Raw genomic sequence first — 18,586 nt, 5'->3', positions numbered from 1 at the left:
GAATGCTCATCAATAATGATTTGGATAGAACTATTAGGCTCAACAAACTCCAAACCAAAAGAATACTTAATAAATTGATAAAAAAGTTTAAATTGTCCTTCAATAGAACTTTCATCTCCCAAATAAACATCTCGCTTATCTCGGAACATCTGACGATATACAATAGGATTTGTCTCTAAAAAATGAAATATACACGCCAAAACAGCATGATATAAATCTCTATTTCTTAAAGAAATTTTAGACCACTTAATTTCCCATCTATAATTGTAACTTTTAAGAATCTTTCGTATTTCTTTCTCCAACAAAAGAAATACAGCTTCTTCAGCTAAGAAGCCACCGAAAAAATTATGATACCGTTTAGGAAAGTCATGAGTCCAAGCTTCATCTGCATAAATAATATATTTTTTCATAAGAATAAATTAGAGGGAAAATATTTTCCCTCTTAAGTAAATTATTTAGAACCTTTAATCCCTGCTTGTAATAACAAAGCACCTAAACCACCAATTTTTTGCTCTTGTGGTTTTTCAGTTTTTGGCTTGTTATTATTCTGCGGACGCTTAAAGTCACCCTCTTTACGCGGAGGGCGTTGGCCTTGTGGTTTACGATCTGAACGTTCAGTACGATCTTGTTGTGGACGTTGCTGACGTGGGGCTTTCGCTGGTGCAGAACCTTCAGCGCGCATACTCAAGTTAACACGATTACGTTCCACGTCCACTTGCATCACACGTACTTGCACAATTTGACCTGGTTTCACAACTTTATGTGGATCAGAAACAAATTCATTGGCTAGTTCAGAAATATGAACTAAACCATCTTGGTGTACACCAACATCCACGAAAGCACCAAAATTGGTTACGTTAGTGACAACACCTTCAAGTTGCATGCCTTCAGTCAATTGCGCAACTTCGGTAATGTCTTCACGGAATTTCGCAGTACGGAACTCAGGACGTGGATCACGACCTGGTTTTTCCAATTCAGCTAAAACGTCCTGAATAGTCGGTAAACCAAATTTGTCATCTACAAATTCATCCGCTTTGACTTGGCGAATGATTTCAGTGTTACCAATAATGTCTTTTACCGTAGTTGCTTTTGCCGCAACAATTCTTTCCACCAAGCCGTAGCTTTCAGGGTGAACTGCAGACGCATCCAATGGTTCAGAACCATCTTGAACACGTAAGAAACCAGCAGATTGTTCAAAGGTACGTTCGCCCAAACGCGGCACTTTTTTCAAAGCTTGACGGTTATCAAAACGACCATTTTCTTTGCGATATTCAACAATTTGTTGCGCAATGGCTTTATTTAGACCAGCAATATAAGCCAGAATCGCTGGAGAAGCGGTATTCACATCCACACCTACAGCATTCACACAATCTTCAACCACGGCATCCAATGTTTTTGCCAAACCAGCTTGGTTCACATCATGCTGATATTGACCTACACCAATCGATTTAGGGTCAATTTTTACCAACTCAGCCAATGGATCTTGTAAACGACGTGCAATTGACACCGCACCACGAATCGAAACATCAAGCTCAGGTAATTCTTGTGAAGCCAATTCACTTGCAGAGTAAACAGAAGCACCCGCTTCACTTACAGTGATACGTGTCAGTTGCAGATCAGTATTGGCCGCCATCATTTCCGCAACCACAGCTTCAGTTTCACGGCTTGCGGTACCATTACCAATCGCAATAAGTTCCACGTGGAACTCTCGACATAAACGAGCAAGTTCAGCAATAGAACCCTCTTTGTCTTCTTTCGGTGCAAATGGATAAATGGTGCTATGCGCAAGAACATCACCTGCATTACTGACCACTGCTAACTTCACACCTGTACGAATACCTGGATCAACGCCCAGTGTCGTACGGCCACCAGCAGGCGCAGAAAGTAATAAATGGCGTAAGTTTTCAGCAAATACATCCATTGCTTCAGCTTCAGCAGCCAAACGTTTATCGGTTAATAAGGAATGTTCGATTTGTGGACGAATCTTGCCTAACCAAAACAGTTTAGCTGTTTGCTTTAAATAATCTTGACGCGTTTGTGGTTGAATTTGTTCAAGGTTATATTCAGTTTCAATACGAGCCAATGGTGCATCATCTTCACCATCAACTTTCAAACCCAAGACATTTTCTTGACGACCACGTAACATCGCCAATAAACGATGTGAAGGGACTTTATTAAAGTTTTCAGAGAAATCGAAATAATCACGGAATTTTTTGCCAACTTCTTTTTTCTCTTCAGAAGCTACCGCACTTTTCAATACCGCAGTTTTAGCAAAAGTTTGTTTTAATTCAGTGGTTAATGCAATATTTTGTGCCCAGTCATCAATCAAGATATGCTGAATCGCATCAAGTTGGCTTTCTGCATCAGGGTAGTCTTCATGACTAAAACCAGCCAATGCTTCAGTTGGATCAACTTGTTCTGCAATAATTTTTTCAGCAATAGCGCCAAGGCCTGCTTCTTTTGCTTTAAATGATTTACTGGTACGTTTCGGGCGATACGGTGCGTAAATTTCTTCTAATGCATTTTTAGTCTCAGCTGCATTTACACGCGCCAATAAATCATCGCTTAATTTATCTTGTTCTTGTAAAGATTGGATCACCTTCTCACGACGCTCAAATAAATCACGTAAATAAGTTAAACGTGTATCGAGTTGACGTAATTGCGTATCGTCTAAGCCTTGCGTGACTTCTTTACGGTAACGTGCAATAAAAGGAACGCTAGCACCTTCATCAATTAAACGAATAGCAGCTTCTACTTGGTTTGGACGTACGGCAAGTTCATTTGCCAACTGCTGAACTAAGTCAGTCATCGTGATTGATTCCACAAGGGTTAAGTCTAAAAGCACTGATTATAAAGTTCATGGCTATAAAATCCACCATTGTTTTTTTGAATATTGTGCAAGTAGTTTATGCAAATCGCTGAATGTTTCTAAAATACCAAGATTTTTTCGCCTAAATATTGAAAAATAGATTGATTGTCATAATTTTGCCTGTATATATTTGGTATCTATCTCTTGATTTTATTGGCAATATTTGTTGCTTTATAACATAGCCAAAACTGTGCAATGAATCGTATACTCAAAGGTCTATTGATATTTCACAATCGCATTGCATAAAGACGATGACAATAAACGATAAAGGAGCACATCATGAGTTTAGTTGTACCTGCCGAATCGACGGAAACTGTACACCATGAGACAGACCGGGTCGAACGCATCTTAGTGGTCGATGACGATGTGCGCTTGCGTACGCTGTTACAACGCTTTTTAGAAGACAAAGGCTTTGTGGTAAAAACTGCCCATGATGCAACTCAAATGGACCGTTTACTGCAACGTGAATTGTTCTCGCTTATCGTGCTCGATTTTATGCTTCCTGTAGAAGATGGTTTAAGCATCTGTCGTCGTTTACGCCAATCAAATATCGATACACCGATTATTATGCTAACAGCACGTGGTAGTGACTCTGACCGTATTGCGGGTCTTGAAGCAGGCGCAGATGATTATTTACCAAAACCATTTAACCCGAATGAATTACTGGCACGTATCCGTGCAGTATTACGTCGTCAAGTACGTGAAGTTCCTGGTGCACCAAGTCAACAAGTTGAAGTGGTCAGCTTTGGTCCATGGTCTTTGGATTTATCGACTCGTACCTTAACTCGTGAAGGTCAAGTCGTAACGCTCACAACGGGTGAGTTTGCAGTTCTAAAAGCATTGGTTCAACATCCACGTGAACCACTGACACGCGACAAGCTGATGAACTTGGCGCGTGGTCGTGAATGGGGTGCAATGGAACGCTCGATTGATGTCCAAGTCTCTCGTCTACGTCGTTTAATTGAAGATAACCCTGCCCGTGCGCGTTATATCCAAACCGTATGGGGCGTGGGCTACGTTTTTGTTCCAGATGGCGCTGAATAAGCTTAGGAAATAAAACGTTGAAACTTGAACCAATCGATCCACAAGAATTTACTGAGTTCGCGGCTTATTCCGAAAGGCCACGAACCCAATGGGAACGGTTTTTAGATAAAATTAAACCGCGTTCCGCAGCCATGCGCACCACCATCTTGGTTTTGTTCATGGTGTTTTTCAGCCTGTTTATGTCCTTGTGGTTCTTTTGGCGAACACTTTATCTTCCAGAACTACAACAGCACGCTCGTTATCTCGCAATTGAATTAGAACTGGTCAATAATCCAGACATTCGAATTCTGCATCGTGATAGCGAAGTTGACGTCGATACATGGTTAAAAAACCGTATTGGCATTGAATACGTGACCGACCCCAGAGAGTTTCCCAAAGTTGAAGATAAATTCTTGGCGGAGCTGTTTACCAATCAAATCGAATCTAAACTCGCGAAAGAGCTCGGCGTAGAAAACGTCACGGTTTATTTTAAATTTAAACCGATCCCTCGTATCTGGATCCAAACACCAGAGATGAATGGGAACTGGGTTAGAGAGCCACTCAAAACCTATACCAACTACAGCGTAGAGCTGATTGCTGCGTGGTTGTTTGGGGTTCCAATCCTGTCATCGATTATTATTTTGATTTTGGTACGGCAAATGAATCGACCGCTACGTCGATTGCAGAATGCTGCCAATAATTATAGTAAAACAGGCAAAGCACCCTATCTCGATACCAATCATGGTCCACTCGAAATCCGTCAGGTGAACCAAGCCTTTAACCATATGGTATACACACTCGAGCAGACCGAACGTGATCGCCAAATCATGTTGGCAGGTATTTCCCATGATTTACGCACGCCACTGACACGTATCCGCCTCACCGCCGAAATGCTGCCCGACGAGTTTTTCCGTGAAGGTCTGATTTATGATGTAGATGATATGGATGCGATTCTGAATCAGTTCATTTCCTATATGCGTGATGGTTCGGATGAAGAGTTAACCGACACTAACCTCAATACCTTATTGCAAGAAGTGGTGGTGCAATTCAAACCACTGGATATCCGTTTTCAGGCGCAGGAACTGCCAATCATCCCTGCCCGCAGCCTGTCATTAAAGCGACTCATCGCCAATCTGGTCAATAATGCTAAACGTTATGGTGCAGAGCCGATTGAACTTTCTGCCAGCCATGTTGATGATCATATTTTGATTACAGTTGCCGATCATGGTGAGGGTATTCCACCAGATCAAGTCGAAGAGTTAATGCAGCCTTTTGTTCGCGGCAATTCCGCACGAACAATTCAAGGGAGTGGTTTGGGTTTAGCGATCGTGAAACGTATTGTCGATATTCATCAAGGACAGATCAACATTCGCAATCGTGAACAAGGCGGTTTGGAAGTCGTGATTTCTCTTCCTATTAACTCAGTACCAGACGAAGAGCCGCAAAATAATACCATCGACAAAATCAAACAAACCCTGACAGGGCATTTTTAACAACCCGCGCTTAAGCGACCAATGCTCCCTATTTCTTCGACTAAAGTCTTCAATCAAAACACCATCAGATTGAAGACTTTTATTCGTTGAATAGCCTCCAAGCATGAACAACAATCCAAGACTCAATTGGTTTTTCTGCACGAATTCAAGCAAATATCACACAGAAAATAGCCTATTGCATGGCAAGTGAATAAAGCATACTCACCTGTATTAGACCTTAGCCTTATTTCAATCCACTTTTCATGTTTTAGCGATAGAATCCTTATCCAATGAAAAGCAATATTGAGAATGGATGATGTCTTTAAGTCGTATTCGTCTTGCAGCACTGCATGACAAAGTGATGAGTGCAGAGCAGGCAGCTCAGTTTATTAAAAATGATATGACGGTTGGTATGAGCGGTTTTACCCGTGCTGGTGAGGCGAAAGCAGTCCCACAAGCATTGGTTGAACAAGCCAAAAAAAATCCGTTAAAAATCACATTAATTACGGGCGCGAGTCTCGGCAATGACTTAGACAAACAATTGACGGAAGCAGGGGTCCTTGCTCGTCGTATGCCATTCCAAGTCGACAATACTTTACGTCGTGCCATCAACAATGGCGAAGTGATGTTTATCGACCAACATTTATCTGAAACTGTTGAGCAAATGCGCAACCAACAATTGAAACGTCCTGATGTTGCTGTGATTGAAGCGGTTGCCATTACTGAAGATGGTCACATCGTTCCAACCACCTCTGTCGGCAACTCAGCAAGTTTTGCTATTTTTGCAGAAAAAGTAATTGTCGAAATCAATACCTCGCTCAGCGAAAATTTCGAAGGTCTACACGATATTTATATCCCGACCTATCGTCCTACCCGTACGCCATTGCCTTTAACACAAGTGGATGACCGTATTGGTTCAACAGCGATTCCAATCGATCCAGCAAAAATCGTGGGTATCGTATTCAATGACACAGCAGATTCACCATCAACTGTGACTCCACCTGATGCTGAAACTCAAGGCATTGCGAATCACCTGATTAAATTCTTTGAAAAAGAAGTCGCAGAAGGTCGTTTAGCGAAAAACTTAGGCCCATTACAGGCAGGTATTGGTTCAATTGCCAATGCGGTTTTAACCGGACTGAAAGATTCGAATTTCGAAGATTTAGTCATGTATTCAGAAGTACTGCAAGACTGTACTTTTGAACTAATTGATGCAGGCAAAATGAAATTTGCTTCTGGTAGCTCAATCACCCTATCAGCACAATGTGGCGAGCGTGTTTTCGGTAATCTTGAACATTACAAAGACAAATTGGTATTACGCCCACAAGAGATTTCTAATCATCCAGAGATCGTGCGTCGTTTAGGTATTATCGGCATCAATACTGCGCTTGAGTTTGATATTTACGGTAATGTGAACTCAACCCACGTTTGCGGTACCAAGATGATGAACGGTATCGGTGGTTCAGGTGACTTTGCCCGTAATGCTCACCTTGCGATCTTCGTGACCAAATCGATTGCCAAAGGTGGTGATATCTCATCAATCGTACCAATGGTCAGCCATGTCGATCACAATGAACATGATGTTGATATCTTGGTAACAGAAGTTGGTTTGGCAGATCTTCGTGGCTTAGCACCACGTGAGCGTGCACGTGTCATTATCGACAACTGCGTACATCCACTGTATCAAGGCGCACTTAATGATTACTTTGATCGCGCTTGCGAACGTGGCGGCCACACCCCGCATATTCTTCGTGAAGCCTTGTCTTGGCATGCCAATTTTGAAGAAACAGGTCATATGTTAGCGCCTGTAGCTGTGGCGAAGTCTGCTTAACACTCAGCTCTCATCTCAATAAAAAAGCATGCTCCGACATGCTTTTTTTATTTTCCTACTTTGATGCAGCTAAGCGCCCGACTCTCAGCAAAATTGGAAAGCGAATCCCAATCGGCTGCTGTATCTGTAAAATGTCTTCTAAGCTCGCCAAAGGGCTAACATGCTGTTGATCCTGATAATGCTTTACCGCAGACCAAGTATTGAGATAATCCCACAACTGCGACCCTGTCCAACCTAACTCGATCTGAAACTGTGGCATTGCGATTTCCTCAAAGGGAAATGGAATCGTTTGATAATGCTCATCAATATAACGTCGCTCTGCATCCCAGAAGCCATTTAAAGTCTCAAAATAGAGGTGTTGTACTCGATCGTTTAAGTCCTTCTTATCAAGCGTTAACAGGCCATATCCAATCACTGCAAAAAGACCATCTGGCTTTAATATTCGTTTTACTTCTGCATAAAACTTTTCAAAATCAAACCAGTGAATCGCTTGGGCAACAGTAATCAAATCAAAAGACTGATCTGCAAATGAGGTTTGCTCTGCGGCTTGTTGTAAATACTGCACATTGGGTAATGCTGGAGCCTGATCTAGTTGATTTTGACTGAGATCAGTTGCAACCACATGCTGAAAATAAGGAGCGATCAGTTGAGTCAGTTGCCCTGAACCCGCCCCACAATCCCACGCAGAGTCCAAGCCATTGAGTTGCGCTATTAAGCAGTTTACTAACGATTGCGAATAAGTTGGCCGTGCCTGTTGATAAAGTTCACTTTGCGCCGAAAACAGATCTTTCATGCGATGTTATTCTTCAATTCTTCTACTTGGCCCCAATATAGCAAAATATTGAAGCAATAAAAAAAGCCTCAAACTTTCGTTTGAGGCTTTTTGAATATGGTGGCGAGACCCAGGATCGAACTGGGGACACACGGATTTTCAATCCGTTGCTCTACCTACTGAGCTATCACGCCAATGGGGTGTATTAAGCCGTATCTCAGCTGAATAGTCAATAATTATCATGAGCTTTTGATTTGAATGCACATTTTTCACGCAATCATTTTTTGGGCAAAAAAAATCCCTGATGGGATCAGGGATTGAAAATACAAATTTATGGTGGCGAGACCCAGGATCGAACTGGGGACACACGGATTTTCAATCCGTTGCTCTACCTACTGAGCTATCACGCCAAAGTGGGCGTATTAAACAATGTTTGCCTAAGCCCGTCAAGCAAATTTGTGGATTTTTCTCTTAAGCGCTTAATTTTACTCCAAAGTAGCAAACCAAGGCTTAGATTTTGCCAATATGGGATAAACAGCGATGGATTGCCCCACAACCTGGTTCAAACTGTTTAACCCCTTGCTCTTCTTCCATACGGCACACCTCTTCAACCAAGCGTTCTGCAACCCCACGGCCACGATTGGCTGGATGCACCACAATATATTCCAAAACACGGCTTTCACCTTGTCCTGTTGCCCAAATTGCACCTATAATTTTGGTGTTAAATTCAGCAGTGTAAACTGTGGTATATTGCTGGAGATTTTGTTCAAGTTGTTCCATTGCATCTTGCCCATCGCCAAACTCTGGGCTGGTATCGTAAAGTCGCTCTAGCTGAGTACGAATTCCTAGATTATCCAGAGAACTGTAAGCATGTACGGTAATAGGCATTGATTAACCCTCCTGAGCAAACTATGATGCTGTCACTTTTTCGTCACAGCGAAACTATTGGTTTTTAATTCAATCATTTTTGACGTTTTTTGAGGAACGTGTCCATGACGCAACGTATCAGTGAAGTGGTAAGAAATACCAACGAAACAAAAATTCGAGTTCGTCTCAATCTCGATGGTACTGGTCAAGGCACACTCAACACTGGAGTTCCATTTTTAGACCATATGATTGATCAAATCAAGCGTCATGGTCTATTTGATATCGACATTCATTGCGATGGTGACCTAGAAATTGATGATCATCACACCGTCGAAGACTGTGGAATCACCTTGGGGCAAGCGTTTGCACAAGCTTTAGGCGATAAAAAAGGCTTACGTCGCTATGGGCATTTTTATGCGCCATTAGATGAAGCACTGTCTCGTGTTGTGGTTGATCTATCTGGTCGTCCAGGTTTGTTTATGGATATTCCATATACACGTGCCCGCATCGGAACCTTTGATGTCGATTTATTTTCAGAATTTTTCCAAGGTTTTGTCAATCATGCGCTGATGACATTGCATATTGATAACCTGAAAGGCAAAAATAGTCACCACCAGATTGAAAGTGTGTTTAAAGCTTTAGCACGTGCATTGCGTATGGCATGTGAAATTGATCCACGCGCAGAAAACACCATCGCTTCGACTAAAGGTAGTTTGTAATGACCCGTATTGCTTTACTTGATTATGGCATGGGCAATCTACACTCTGCGGCAAAAGCCTTAGAGCATGTTGGTGCAACAGTTGATGTTACCAATGATCCTAAACTGATTGCCAAAGCGGATAAAATTGTTTTCCCGGGTGTCGGTGCCATGCGTGACTGTATGCAAGGCATGCATGAAGCAGGGATTGATGAAGTTGTGCGTCAAGCTACTTTCAACAAACCTGTGCTTGCGATTTGTGTCGGTATGCAAGCGCTACTACAAAGTTCGGAAGAAAATGGCGGTGTGGCTGCATTGGGTATTTTTGAGGGTGTTGTGAAACACTTTCCTGAAATCCCAAATTTAAAAGTACCGCATATGGGCTGGAACCAAGTACATCAACTTGATCCAAGTCACCCAATGTGGAATAACATTGAACAAGATGCGCGTTTCTATTTTGTGCACAGCTATTATGTAGAGCCAAAAGATTCAGCAGTCACTGCAGCAACCTGTGATTATGGCGTGAATTTCTGCACGGCGATTCACAAAGACAATTTGTTTGCAACGCAGTTCCATCCTGAAAAAAGTCATACCGCTGGCCTACAGTTGTTAAAGAACTTTGTGGAATGGAAGATCTAAACTTACTGAATGCAGATCAAGTTTTTCGTTATTACTTGATCTGCAACTCATAAAATAATTTAAGCTTTAATTTTGCAATTTTTTCTTTATTATTCTAAATGATACATTTTTCAATTTTTACAATCCCATAAAAACACCTAGATAGGAATAACAATGAATTTATCTACTCAAAGTGTGGATCACCCACTGAGCCCCAAAGGCCGTTTTGGTCGACTTTCCTATGCCGCTTGGACATTTTTAAGTTCAATCATCGCAGTGATTCTCATTTTTGTCTTGGCATTTGGTGCTGTACTCGTGACTGGCGGCAGTCTCGAACAAGGGCAAGATTATCCAGTCCTCGCAATTGTCCTGTTTATCATTCTCTATATCGTGTTCGTCTATTTTTCTTTTGTATTTACCATTCGTCGTCTACATGACCGTAATCAAACAGGTTGGTTGTCATTATTAGCCATTGTCCCCTTTGTAAACTTCATTTTCATTATTTATCTGCTCTGTGCCAAAGGAACAGCAGGTGAGAATAAGTTTGGTGTTGAACGTGAGACATCAGGCTGGGAAAAAGTCTTGGGCTGGATTTATATTGTGATTATTCCACTTGCCGTCATTTTTGCCTTAGTGGGCAGTGCAGTTCCTGCATATCAGGAATATGTGCAAAGAAGTCAGTTGATACAGCAACAATAAATGACTTCAAAAACATAAACCGCAGCCAAGTTCCGACTTGGCTTTTTTATTTCGATAAAACCCTTTAAGCTCAATCAAACGCTTTGAGCCTTTAATGCAGATGGATACGCCTCAACACACTCCCCCTTTAAGCAAAGAACAAATCCGCGCATTGCCTGCATTTAAGAATCTAAGCACAGATCGTATCTTGGTGATCCAAACGCTTGAACAATGTAAGTCAATTCAGGCGGAACTCACTTCTATTCAGGTCTTTGGTTTTGATACTGAATCCAAGCCAACGTTCAAAGTTGGCGAAAAATCGACGGGGCCTCACCTGATCCAGCTCGCAACGCCAAACAAGGTTTATTTATTTCAAGTCAGTACTGAAATATTAGATTTTCTCAAACCGATTCTCGAAAATGAACAACAACTCAAGGTTGGCTTTGGACTAAAAAATGATGCCCATATCTTCCAAGCTAAAGACATTCAGCCCAATGCAATGATTGATCTATCCAAGAGCTTTGCAAGTTTTGGTTATCGCAGTCAAGTCGGTATCCAAACGGCAATCGCTCTCCTGTTCCAACGTTATTTTGCCAAAAGTAAAAAAGTCAGTACCTCAAACTGGTCTGTTAAAAATCTTAGTCCTCAACAAATCAATTATGCCGCCGCAGATGCCTATGCAGCACTACTCTGTTTCGAGCAACTGTATCAGCAACAATTGCTCACAACACAATTACTGCAACAAATCAGGAGAATACTGGAAGGTTCAGCAGACAAAGCTTAGTGATTGATCAATACTTTGCTAATATAGGGCCTGTTGAACAAGCCCTAATAATTTAAACCTATGATGACGCAAGGAGCGAAAGCATGCTAATCATCCCAGCAATTGACCTGAAAGATGGTAAATGTGTCCGTTTAAAACAAGGACGTATGGAAGACGATACCGTTTTCTCTGAAGACCCTGTGGCAACTGCACAACATTGGGTGGATGAAGGCGCACGTCGTTTACATTTAGTCGATTTAAATGGTGCTTTCGCAGGTACACCAATTCATAAACCAGTCGTTGAAGCGATTGCGCGTGCACAACCTGAACTTCCAATTCAGATTGGTGGTGGTATCCGTTCACTTGAAACCATCGAACACTATTTGGAAGCTGGTGTTTCTTTCGTGATTATCGGTACCAAAGCCGTGAAAGAGCCTGAGTTTGTTGAAGAAGCATGTAAACGCTTCGCAGGTCATATCATTGTCGGTATTGATGCCATCAATGGCATGGTCGCAACCGATGGTTGGGCCAATGTAACTGATGTAAAAGCGACAGATCTTGCTAAACGTTTTGCCGATGCTGGCGTATCGAGTATTGTTTATACCGATATTGCACGTGATGGCATGATGCAAGGTGTTAATGTTGAACAGACCGTGAATTTGGCAAACTATTCAGGTCTGCCTGTAATTGCTTCTGGTGGCGTTACTAATCTAGATGATGTACGCAATCTAAAAGACCAAAAAGGAATTCTAGGGGCGATTACAGGTCGTGCAATCTATGAAGGGACGTTAAGTCTTCGTGAAGCACAGTTATTGTTAGACCAACAATCACTCTAATCGTTTCAGGCTCTAGTTATTGTAACAATCGCTAGAGCTTTATCCTCTTGGGTGCTATGCTTGCCCCAGTTCAAATAAAGCCCCTCTCTGCTCACATGATGCTTACGCCACCTTAAGTTTTACATTTCCTATGTATTAACTCATCACTGTCTAGTGATGTGGTGTAGTTGTGTGTCCGTATATCACATCACTAGCCTTTAAAAATTCCTAAAAAATAGGCTATTTCTATGTTTTCCAATATTCGAGCGCAATGGTTCTCCAATATCCGTGCGGATATTTTGGCTGGACTGGTTGTCGGTTTAGCACTGATCCCAGAAGCCATCGCCTTCTCTATTATTGCAGGGGTCGACCCCAAAGTCGGTTTATACGCTTCGTTCTGTATTGCGGTGGTGATTGCTTTCGTTGGTGGTCGCCCTGCCATGATTTCAGCCGCAACAGGCGCTATGGCCTTGGTCATGGCCAGTTTGGTTAAAGAGCATGGCTTACAATATCTGCTAGCTGCCACCTTGCTCACAGGTGTATTGCAAATTATCGCGGGTTATTTAAAACTGGCGAAACTCATGCGTTTTGTGTCCAAATCTGTGGTGATTGGATTCGTCAACGCACTGGCGATTTTGATCTTTACGGCGCAACTGCCTGAACTGGTCAATGTCACATGGCAGGTCTATGCCTTGGTGTTATTGGGCCTGCTCATTATCTACCTATTTCCGCTGATTCCGAAAATCGGTAAATTATTGCCTTCACCCTTGGTCTGCATCATCACGGTGACTTTGCTGGCAATCTACTTCGGCATTGATATTCGTACAGTGGGAGACATGGGTTCATTACCCGATACGCTTCCTGTGTTCTTAATTCCTGATATTCCCTTTAATTTTGAAACCTTAAAAATCATCTTTCCCTATGCAGTTGCGCTAGCAGCAGTCGGTTTACTTGAGTCGATGATGACGGCGACGATTATTGATGAAATGACCGATACACCAAGCGATAAATTTCAAGAATGTAAAGGTCAGGGTATCGCCAATATCGCTTCTGGTTTTATGGGCGGCATGGCGGGCTGTGCCATGATTGGGCAATCGATGATTAATGTAAAATCAGGTGGCTTGACCCGTTTATCGACCTTCTCAGCAGGGATTTTCCTTCTCATCTTGGTGGTATTTATCAGCGACTGGTTAAAAGTGATTCCCATGGCTGCCTTAGTTGCCGTGATGATCATGGTCTCGATTAGTACCTTTGAATGGAAATCCATCCGCAGTTTTAGCAAGAATCCAATCAGCAGTAATGTCGTGATGCTTGCCACTGTGGTTGTGGTCGTTGCAACCCATAATTTGGCCTTGGGCGTGCTTACAGGCGTGTTACTGTCTGCTTTATTCCTTGCCAATAAATTAGAGCAAGATATTCGAGTTGAGCGATATTTTGAAAATCAGGCACGCGTTTATAATCTGAAAGGTCAAATTTTCTTTAGTTCTTCAGAAAAATTTATGCAAAGCTTTGATTTCACTGAAGATGTGAAAGAAGTCATTATTGATTTAACCCATTCACATATTTGGGATGTCACTTCAGTAGCCATGATCGACAGTGTGGTGTATAAATTCCAGCGCAAAGGCGTACACGTCATTGTACGGGGTCTAAATGAAGCCAGTTCGATCATGATTGATAAATATGGTACGCATCAAAGCTCAAGCTAAGTTTGAAAAAGAATCCATAAATGCTACAGGTGCTTAAGCAATCAAACTTAAGCACCTTTTTTTAACGTTAATAAATCACGTTCCGAATAAAACGAACGCTACGATTACCCTGATTGAGATAACGATAATTGACAGAACTCTCAAATAAAATCGACTCGCCTGCCTGAATCACTCGATTTTCATGTTCAAAGGAAATCGTCAACACTCCATCCAGCACATAAATCAATTCTTGCCAGCCTTTTTGATCTGGTTCAGCCTGATACACCTCTCCAACAGCCAATGACCATGTCCATAATTCGATTTGTGTCTGGGTTGGCACAGCAGCCAACAGCGTGGCATGACTTTCAGTCTGTTGGCCCTGCCAAGCCAAGGTATTGACGATGGCAGATTCACTCAGCTCAGATGGGCTGACCAGCTTTTTAAAATCGACTGTTAAAGCCGTTGCAATCGCATCAAGCTTGGCCAGACTAATATTGACTTGTCCTGTTTCCAAAGCAGCAATAGTACGACGACTGACACCTGCTCGATCTGCCAAATCTTGCTGGCTGAGCTGACGTTCGGTACGAAACAGACGAATATTCTGTCCCACATCTTGCAATACCGTCTCTGAATGACTCATTCATTCCTACAGTGAAAATAAAAATCTGCGCAATATATTGCACAAAGATAACAAGCAATGCAATATGTGCAGTATATTGCACGTTACTCATGAGGATGGCTGCGTTGACCGCTTTGTCTCAATCTCCTAAAGCCGCACAATTCGCGCTTATTTTTATTACCATGATTTGGGGTGGCACATTTCTAGCCGTGCAATATGCACTGAATTTTAGTAGCCCCATGTTTTTTGTCGGCTGCCGTTTTGCAGTCGCGGCTTTGGCGATCTTCTTAATCTCAATTAAATCGATGCGTGGCCTAACCCTAAAAGAGGGCTTGGCTGGTACAGCCATCGGGATTGTAATCGCGATTGGCTATGGTACTCAAACCATTGGCCTACAAAGCATTCTCAGTAGCGAATCCGCCTTTCTAACCGCACTGTATGTGCCCTTAGTGCCCATTTTAATGTGGGTGATCTTTCAAAAGATGCCTTCTATGATGACTTGGGTCGGTACAGTACTGGCCTTTACCGGTTTGATCTTGTTAACAGGCAATGGCTTTTCCAGCATTAACTTTAGTTATGGACAAGTACTCACCCTAATTTGTGCCTTTGTGATTGCACTCGAAATTATACTAATTGGTTATTTTGCAGGGAAAGTGAATCTAAGAAGGGTCACAGTGATTCAACTGGCAGTCGCTTCATGCTTATCTTTTGCCAGTATGCCCTTAGTGGGTGAACACAGTATTCCTAACTTTTCATGGGGATTGCTGATTATTGCAGTGGCGCTCGGCTTAGCCAGTGCCTTGATTCAATTTGTGATGAACTGGGCACAACGTATGGTCGATCCAACACGTGCAGCGATTATTTATGCAGGTGAACCCGTCTGGGCGGGGGTGATCGGTCGTATTGCAGGAGAGCGTTTACCCTTACTGGCCTTGTTTGGAGGAGTATTGGTGGTGCTTGGAGTACTCGTCAGCGAATTAAAATTTAAATTCTTTACGAAGAAAACATTGCCAGAAAATAAATAGAGGCAGGCAAGCGCACAACAGTTTTAGTTCAATAAAACCTATTGTGCGCTGAGATCACTAAGCTGGAATTTCTTTTTGATTCGCAGCAATAGGACTATTGCCAATCTGCCACACGTACGGCAAAGGCGCTTGATTGACTTCCCAATCTCCAATCACTTTCTGTTTATACACCAATGGGTTGTGTGATGCGACCACACGAGCATTGCGCCAAAAACGGTCCAACTGCTTGTCAGTACTACTGGCCGATGCACCCAAAGCATTAAACAGCTCGGTACTCAAATTCAAGACCAACTCCGCAATTACCACTTGCCCCTGTGCCGATACTAATTCAGCACGCTCATTGGCCTCTAACTCAGCCTGTTCATCATTCTGAAAATGTTGTAAATACGCAGCATCCAAAGCTTCGGCAGTGCTCAGTGCAATACTTTGCGCCGCATAAGCTTGTGCAGACGCTTTGCCAATCACTTGCAGGATTTGTGCATCTTCACGTACCAAACTGGCATTGCCATGACTATAAATCCGCGTCCGCTGACGCACTTCCTGCTTAAAGGTCTCCACTGCACTGTGTGCAATCCCCGCCAAAGTCGCGAGATGCACCACCTGATAAAATGCGGTTTGATATTTAAATCGGTTTTCAAACACCAAAATATGATCTCGGGCAATTTCTACATTATTTAAGGTCAAGGTTCCGCTGCCCGTGGTTTTTTGCCCAAAGCCATCCCAATCATCCACAATATCAATGCCTTCTGCTTGCGTAGACACCGCAGCAATCACATGCTGATTGGTGGTTTCATCCAAAGCGAAGAGATCAATCCAGTCTGCGAAAATCGTACCTGTGGAATAATACTTCTGACCATTGATACGGAGTTTGCCATCTTGCGTTGCCTTGACACGAGTCGCCACATCTCCGATTTCAACTTTACCAATTTCTGTCCACGCATTCCCCACAATCTCACCACGGACAAAGCGTTCAAACCAGAGGGTCTGCGCTGCATTTTTTTGGGCATTTAAACGGTCTTCGACAAAGGCAAAATGCCCCCGTAAGGCCTGAACCACATTGGAATCTGCTTGAGCAAGTTCAATTAATAACTGAAACAGCTGCTTTTGCGAAACCCCATCACCACCAAAAGCCACAGGCACCCGTACCGCGCCAAAGCCAGCCTGTTTTAACCATTGAATCGGTTCATAGGGTAGGGTTCGGTTTTTTTCCCGTGCTAAAGCACCTTCCGCAATTCGCTTGAAGATCGGACGGAACTTGCCCGCCACCTGCTCATAATGCGCGCCCAAAGAGAGATTTTGATTCGTTTGACTGGTCATAATATCACCCTCCTAGCTCCACGCATGACGTGGCAATGCCACACCATTCAAATAATAATTACCCACAAGATTGTATTTCCAACGTACAGGATCATGCAGGGTATGCGTGCGTGCATTACGCCAATGCCGATCCAGATTCAACTCGGATAAGGTGGAACGGGTACCGGATAACTCAAATAATTTATTGGCTGCCAAGAGTGCGATTTCCGTGGTTAATACTTTCGATTCAGCCGTGAGTAAAGTTGCTTCTGTTACGCTGTCTTCGGTTGGATTGGCTAAAGCACGATCAATTGCCTCGCCTGCCAAAGCTAAAACCGCCTCTGCGGCGCGCAATTTAATTTTTAGCTCGCCAATATTGCTAATGGTATAGGGATCTTCACTGGCGTGTTCCACACCTGAATCAATCCACGGACGAGCATACTCACGCACATAGCGAATGGTTTCCTCAATGGCCCCACGCGCAATCCCCGCATCGACAGCGGACTGAATAATTTGCGAAATTGCACCTGCTGCTGTTGGACGTTCAAAAGCCTGATGAATCGGTACCACATATTTTAAATCGACTCGCACATGATCCAGCTGCACGCTGCCACTGGCTGTGGTGCGCTGACCAAAACTGCTCCAGTCATTCACAATGGTCAAACCAGGGGTATGTTGTGGAACCAGTGCTGCAAATACTTTGCCATCGTCACTCACAGCAACCACAGGAATCCAGTGTGCCAATAAAGCGCCTGTGGCAAAGAATTTTTGACCACTAATCAGTGCATAATCCTCTTTAAATTCAATTTTGGTGGTCAAATCCGCGACTGTTTTCGAGTTTTTTTCAGAGAATGCATTGCCTAAACGCTTGCCTTGCAGCACTTGTTCGAAGAAGAACTGCTGCTGTTCCAATGACGCATCCAAACGGATATGTTCTAAAAAGGCCCAATGATTTTGTGCAATCTGACCTAAAGATGAATCTGCGCTGGAAATAATGGTCACCACCTCAGCAAGGGTTTTATAACTCACCCCTGCACCACCGAACTGTTTTGGAATATTGATCCCCCACAGACCCGAGGCGGAATATTGCTGAATTTCCTGCAGTGGCAACTTGCGTTCATGGTCACGCTTTGCCGCCTCTTTAGCAAAAGCAGCCGCTACGCGATGGGCCACAGCAATGGCTTCTTGATCTGAAGCAATCACATGAGCTGACGTATTATTCAAGTAAAAATCTTGCGGAATACTCTGTGCATCTTCCAATTTTATTTCTATTTTTGAGGTCATTATAAATACTCATTTTCCAGTTATAAAAATAAACTAGCATTATTTTTATTGCATATTTATAAGTTAAATTTAGAACCTAATCTTTTTATTTAAAATAAACCCAGACCATTACTTATTTATTTAAAAAATAATTTAAAATCAAAAACAAACAACTCAACAAGACAAACTAGCGCGTCAACATACTTTGCTCGATCAAAAACAAAATAACATTTTGAATTTAATAAAAAATATTTTTTAAAACTACAATCTAAAACCCCATTAAATACATTCAT

16 protein-coding genes, 2 tRNA genes and 1 pseudogene are annotated in these 18,586 nt (G+C 42.6%); 10 read left to right on the top strand and 9 right to left on the bottom strand.

The window, feature by feature from the left end; all coding sequences use genetic code 11:
• Positions 1-410: pseudogene (locus GBI66_RS05930) on the bottom strand (hypothetical protein); the annotation flags it as partial.
• A 41-nt stretch (positions 411-451) separates the two neighbouring features.
• On the bottom strand, positions 452-2,809 hold the full coding sequence (locus GBI66_RS05925; RefSeq protein ID WP_151715476.1) for a Tex family protein: 2,358 nt from the start codon (positions 2,807-2,809) through the stop codon (positions 452-454).
• A gap of 339 nt (positions 2,810-3,148) precedes the next feature.
• Between GBI66_RS05925 and ompR the strand changes: the two genes are divergently transcribed.
• The 3 genes from ompR to GBI66_RS05910 all read left to right on the top strand — a co-directional run bounded on the left by ompR (position 3,149) and on the right by GBI66_RS05910 (position 7,195).
• Complete coding sequence (ompR, locus tag GBI66_RS05920; RefSeq protein ID WP_004657337.1) at positions 3,149-3,913, top strand: two-component system response regulator OmpR; 765 nt, start codon at positions 3,149-3,151, stop codon at positions 3,911-3,913.
• A 17-nt stretch (positions 3,914-3,930) separates the two neighbouring features.
• Complete coding sequence (locus GBI66_RS05915; protein WP_151715475.1) at positions 3,931-5,385, top strand: ATP-binding protein; 1,455 nt, start codon at positions 3,931-3,933, stop codon at positions 5,383-5,385.
• A gap of 295 nt (positions 5,386-5,680) precedes the next feature.
• Entirely contained in the window at positions 5,681-7,195 is a 1,515-nt protein-coding gene (locus tag GBI66_RS05910) for an acetyl-CoA hydrolase/transferase family protein (RefSeq protein ID WP_151715481.1), read from the top strand.
• 55 nt (positions 7,196-7,250) lie between these two features.
• Here GBI66_RS05910 and GBI66_RS05905 read toward each other — a convergent pair whose 3' ends face one another.
• The 4 genes from GBI66_RS05905 to GBI66_RS05890 all read right to left on the bottom strand — a co-directional run bounded on the left by GBI66_RS05905 (position 7,251) and on the right by GBI66_RS05890 (position 8,855).
• Positions 7,251-7,988, bottom strand: a complete 738-nt coding sequence (locus GBI66_RS05905; protein ID WP_151715474.1) for a class I SAM-dependent methyltransferase — start codon at positions 7,986-7,988, stop codon at positions 7,251-7,253.
• Between the two features lie 97 nt (positions 7,989-8,085).
• Positions 8,086-8,161 (bottom strand) — tRNA-Phe (locus GBI66_RS05900).
• Positions 8,162-8,301: 140 nt separating this feature from the next.
• A tRNA-Phe gene (locus GBI66_RS05895) sits at positions 8,302-8,377 on the bottom strand.
• A 100-nt stretch (positions 8,378-8,477) separates the two neighbouring features.
• Positions 8,478-8,855, bottom strand: coding sequence for a GNAT family N-acetyltransferase (locus GBI66_RS05890; protein WP_005147436.1), 378 nt, complete (start codon positions 8,853-8,855; stop codon positions 8,478-8,480).
• Positions 8,856-8,959: 104 nt separating this feature from the next.
• Between GBI66_RS05890 and hisB the strand changes: the two genes are divergently transcribed.
• The 6 genes from hisB (at position 8,960) to GBI66_RS05860 (ending at position 14,111) form a co-directional block, all read left to right on the top strand.
• Positions 8,960-9,553 carry an imidazoleglycerol-phosphate dehydratase HisB gene (gene hisB / locus GBI66_RS05885; protein WP_004803817.1) on the top strand — a complete coding sequence of 198 codons (594 nt, stop codon included), beginning with the start codon at positions 8,960-8,962 and terminating at the stop codon, positions 9,551-9,553.
• Positions 9,553-10,170, top strand: a complete 618-nt coding sequence (hisH, locus tag GBI66_RS05880; RefSeq protein ID WP_151715473.1) for an imidazole glycerol phosphate synthase subunit HisH — start codon at positions 9,553-9,555, stop codon at positions 10,168-10,170. The genes hisB and hisH overlap by 1 nt, the downstream gene beginning before the upstream one ends.
• 153 nt (positions 10,171-10,323) lie before the next feature.
• Entirely contained in the window at positions 10,324-10,848 is a 525-nt protein-coding gene (locus GBI66_RS05875) for a DUF805 domain-containing protein (protein ID WP_151715472.1), read from the top strand.
• 94 nt (positions 10,849-10,942) lie between these two features.
• A complete protein-coding gene (locus GBI66_RS05870; RefSeq protein ID WP_151715471.1) occupies positions 10,943-11,611 on the top strand; it encodes a 3'-5' exonuclease in 669 nt (222 codons plus the stop codon).
• 83 nt (positions 11,612-11,694) lie between these two features.
• A complete protein-coding gene (hisA, locus tag GBI66_RS05865; protein WP_005185649.1) occupies positions 11,695-12,426 on the top strand; it encodes a 1-(5-phosphoribosyl)-5-[(5-phosphoribosylamino)methylideneamino]imidazole-4-carboxamide isomerase in 732 nt (243 codons plus the stop codon).
• 227 nt (positions 12,427-12,653) lie between these two features.
• Positions 12,654-14,111, top strand: coding sequence for a SulP family inorganic anion transporter (locus GBI66_RS05860; protein WP_151715470.1), 1,458 nt, complete (start codon positions 12,654-12,656; stop codon positions 14,109-14,111).
• A gap of 67 nt (positions 14,112-14,178) precedes the next feature.
• Here the strand turns inward: GBI66_RS05860 and GBI66_RS05855 are convergent, their stop codons facing one another.
• Positions 14,179-14,730 (bottom strand): helix-turn-helix domain-containing protein, encoded by a 552-nt coding sequence (locus tag GBI66_RS05855; RefSeq protein ID WP_151715469.1) that lies wholly within the window; start codon positions 14,728-14,730, stop codon positions 14,179-14,181.
• A 95-nt stretch (positions 14,731-14,825) separates the two neighbouring features.
• Between GBI66_RS05855 and GBI66_RS05845 the strand changes: the two genes are divergently transcribed.
• A complete protein-coding gene (locus GBI66_RS05845; protein WP_151715468.1) occupies positions 14,826-15,734 on the top strand; it encodes a DMT family transporter in 909 nt (302 codons plus the stop codon).
• A gap of 57 nt (positions 15,735-15,791) precedes the next feature.
• On the opposite strand, the gene GBI66_RS05840 is transcribed toward GBI66_RS05845, so the two are convergent.
• Complete coding sequence (locus GBI66_RS05840; protein ID WP_151715467.1) at positions 15,792-17,051, bottom strand: monooxygenase; 1,260 nt, start codon at positions 17,049-17,051, stop codon at positions 15,792-15,794.
• Positions 17,052-17,063: 12 nt separating this feature from the next.
• Positions 17,064-18,314, bottom strand: coding sequence for an SfnB family sulfur acquisition oxidoreductase (locus GBI66_RS05835; protein WP_151715466.1), 1,251 nt, complete (start codon positions 18,312-18,314; stop codon positions 17,064-17,066).
• Between the last annotated feature and the right edge of the window lie 272 nt (positions 18,315-18,586).

It is taken from the genome of Acinetobacter sp. TUM15071, from assembly GCF_008980925.1.
Taxonomy (GTDB): domain Bacteria; phylum Pseudomonadota; class Gammaproteobacteria; order Pseudomonadales; family Moraxellaceae; genus Acinetobacter; species Acinetobacter dispersus.
This window is presented reverse-complemented; position numbering and strand designations above follow the sequence as displayed.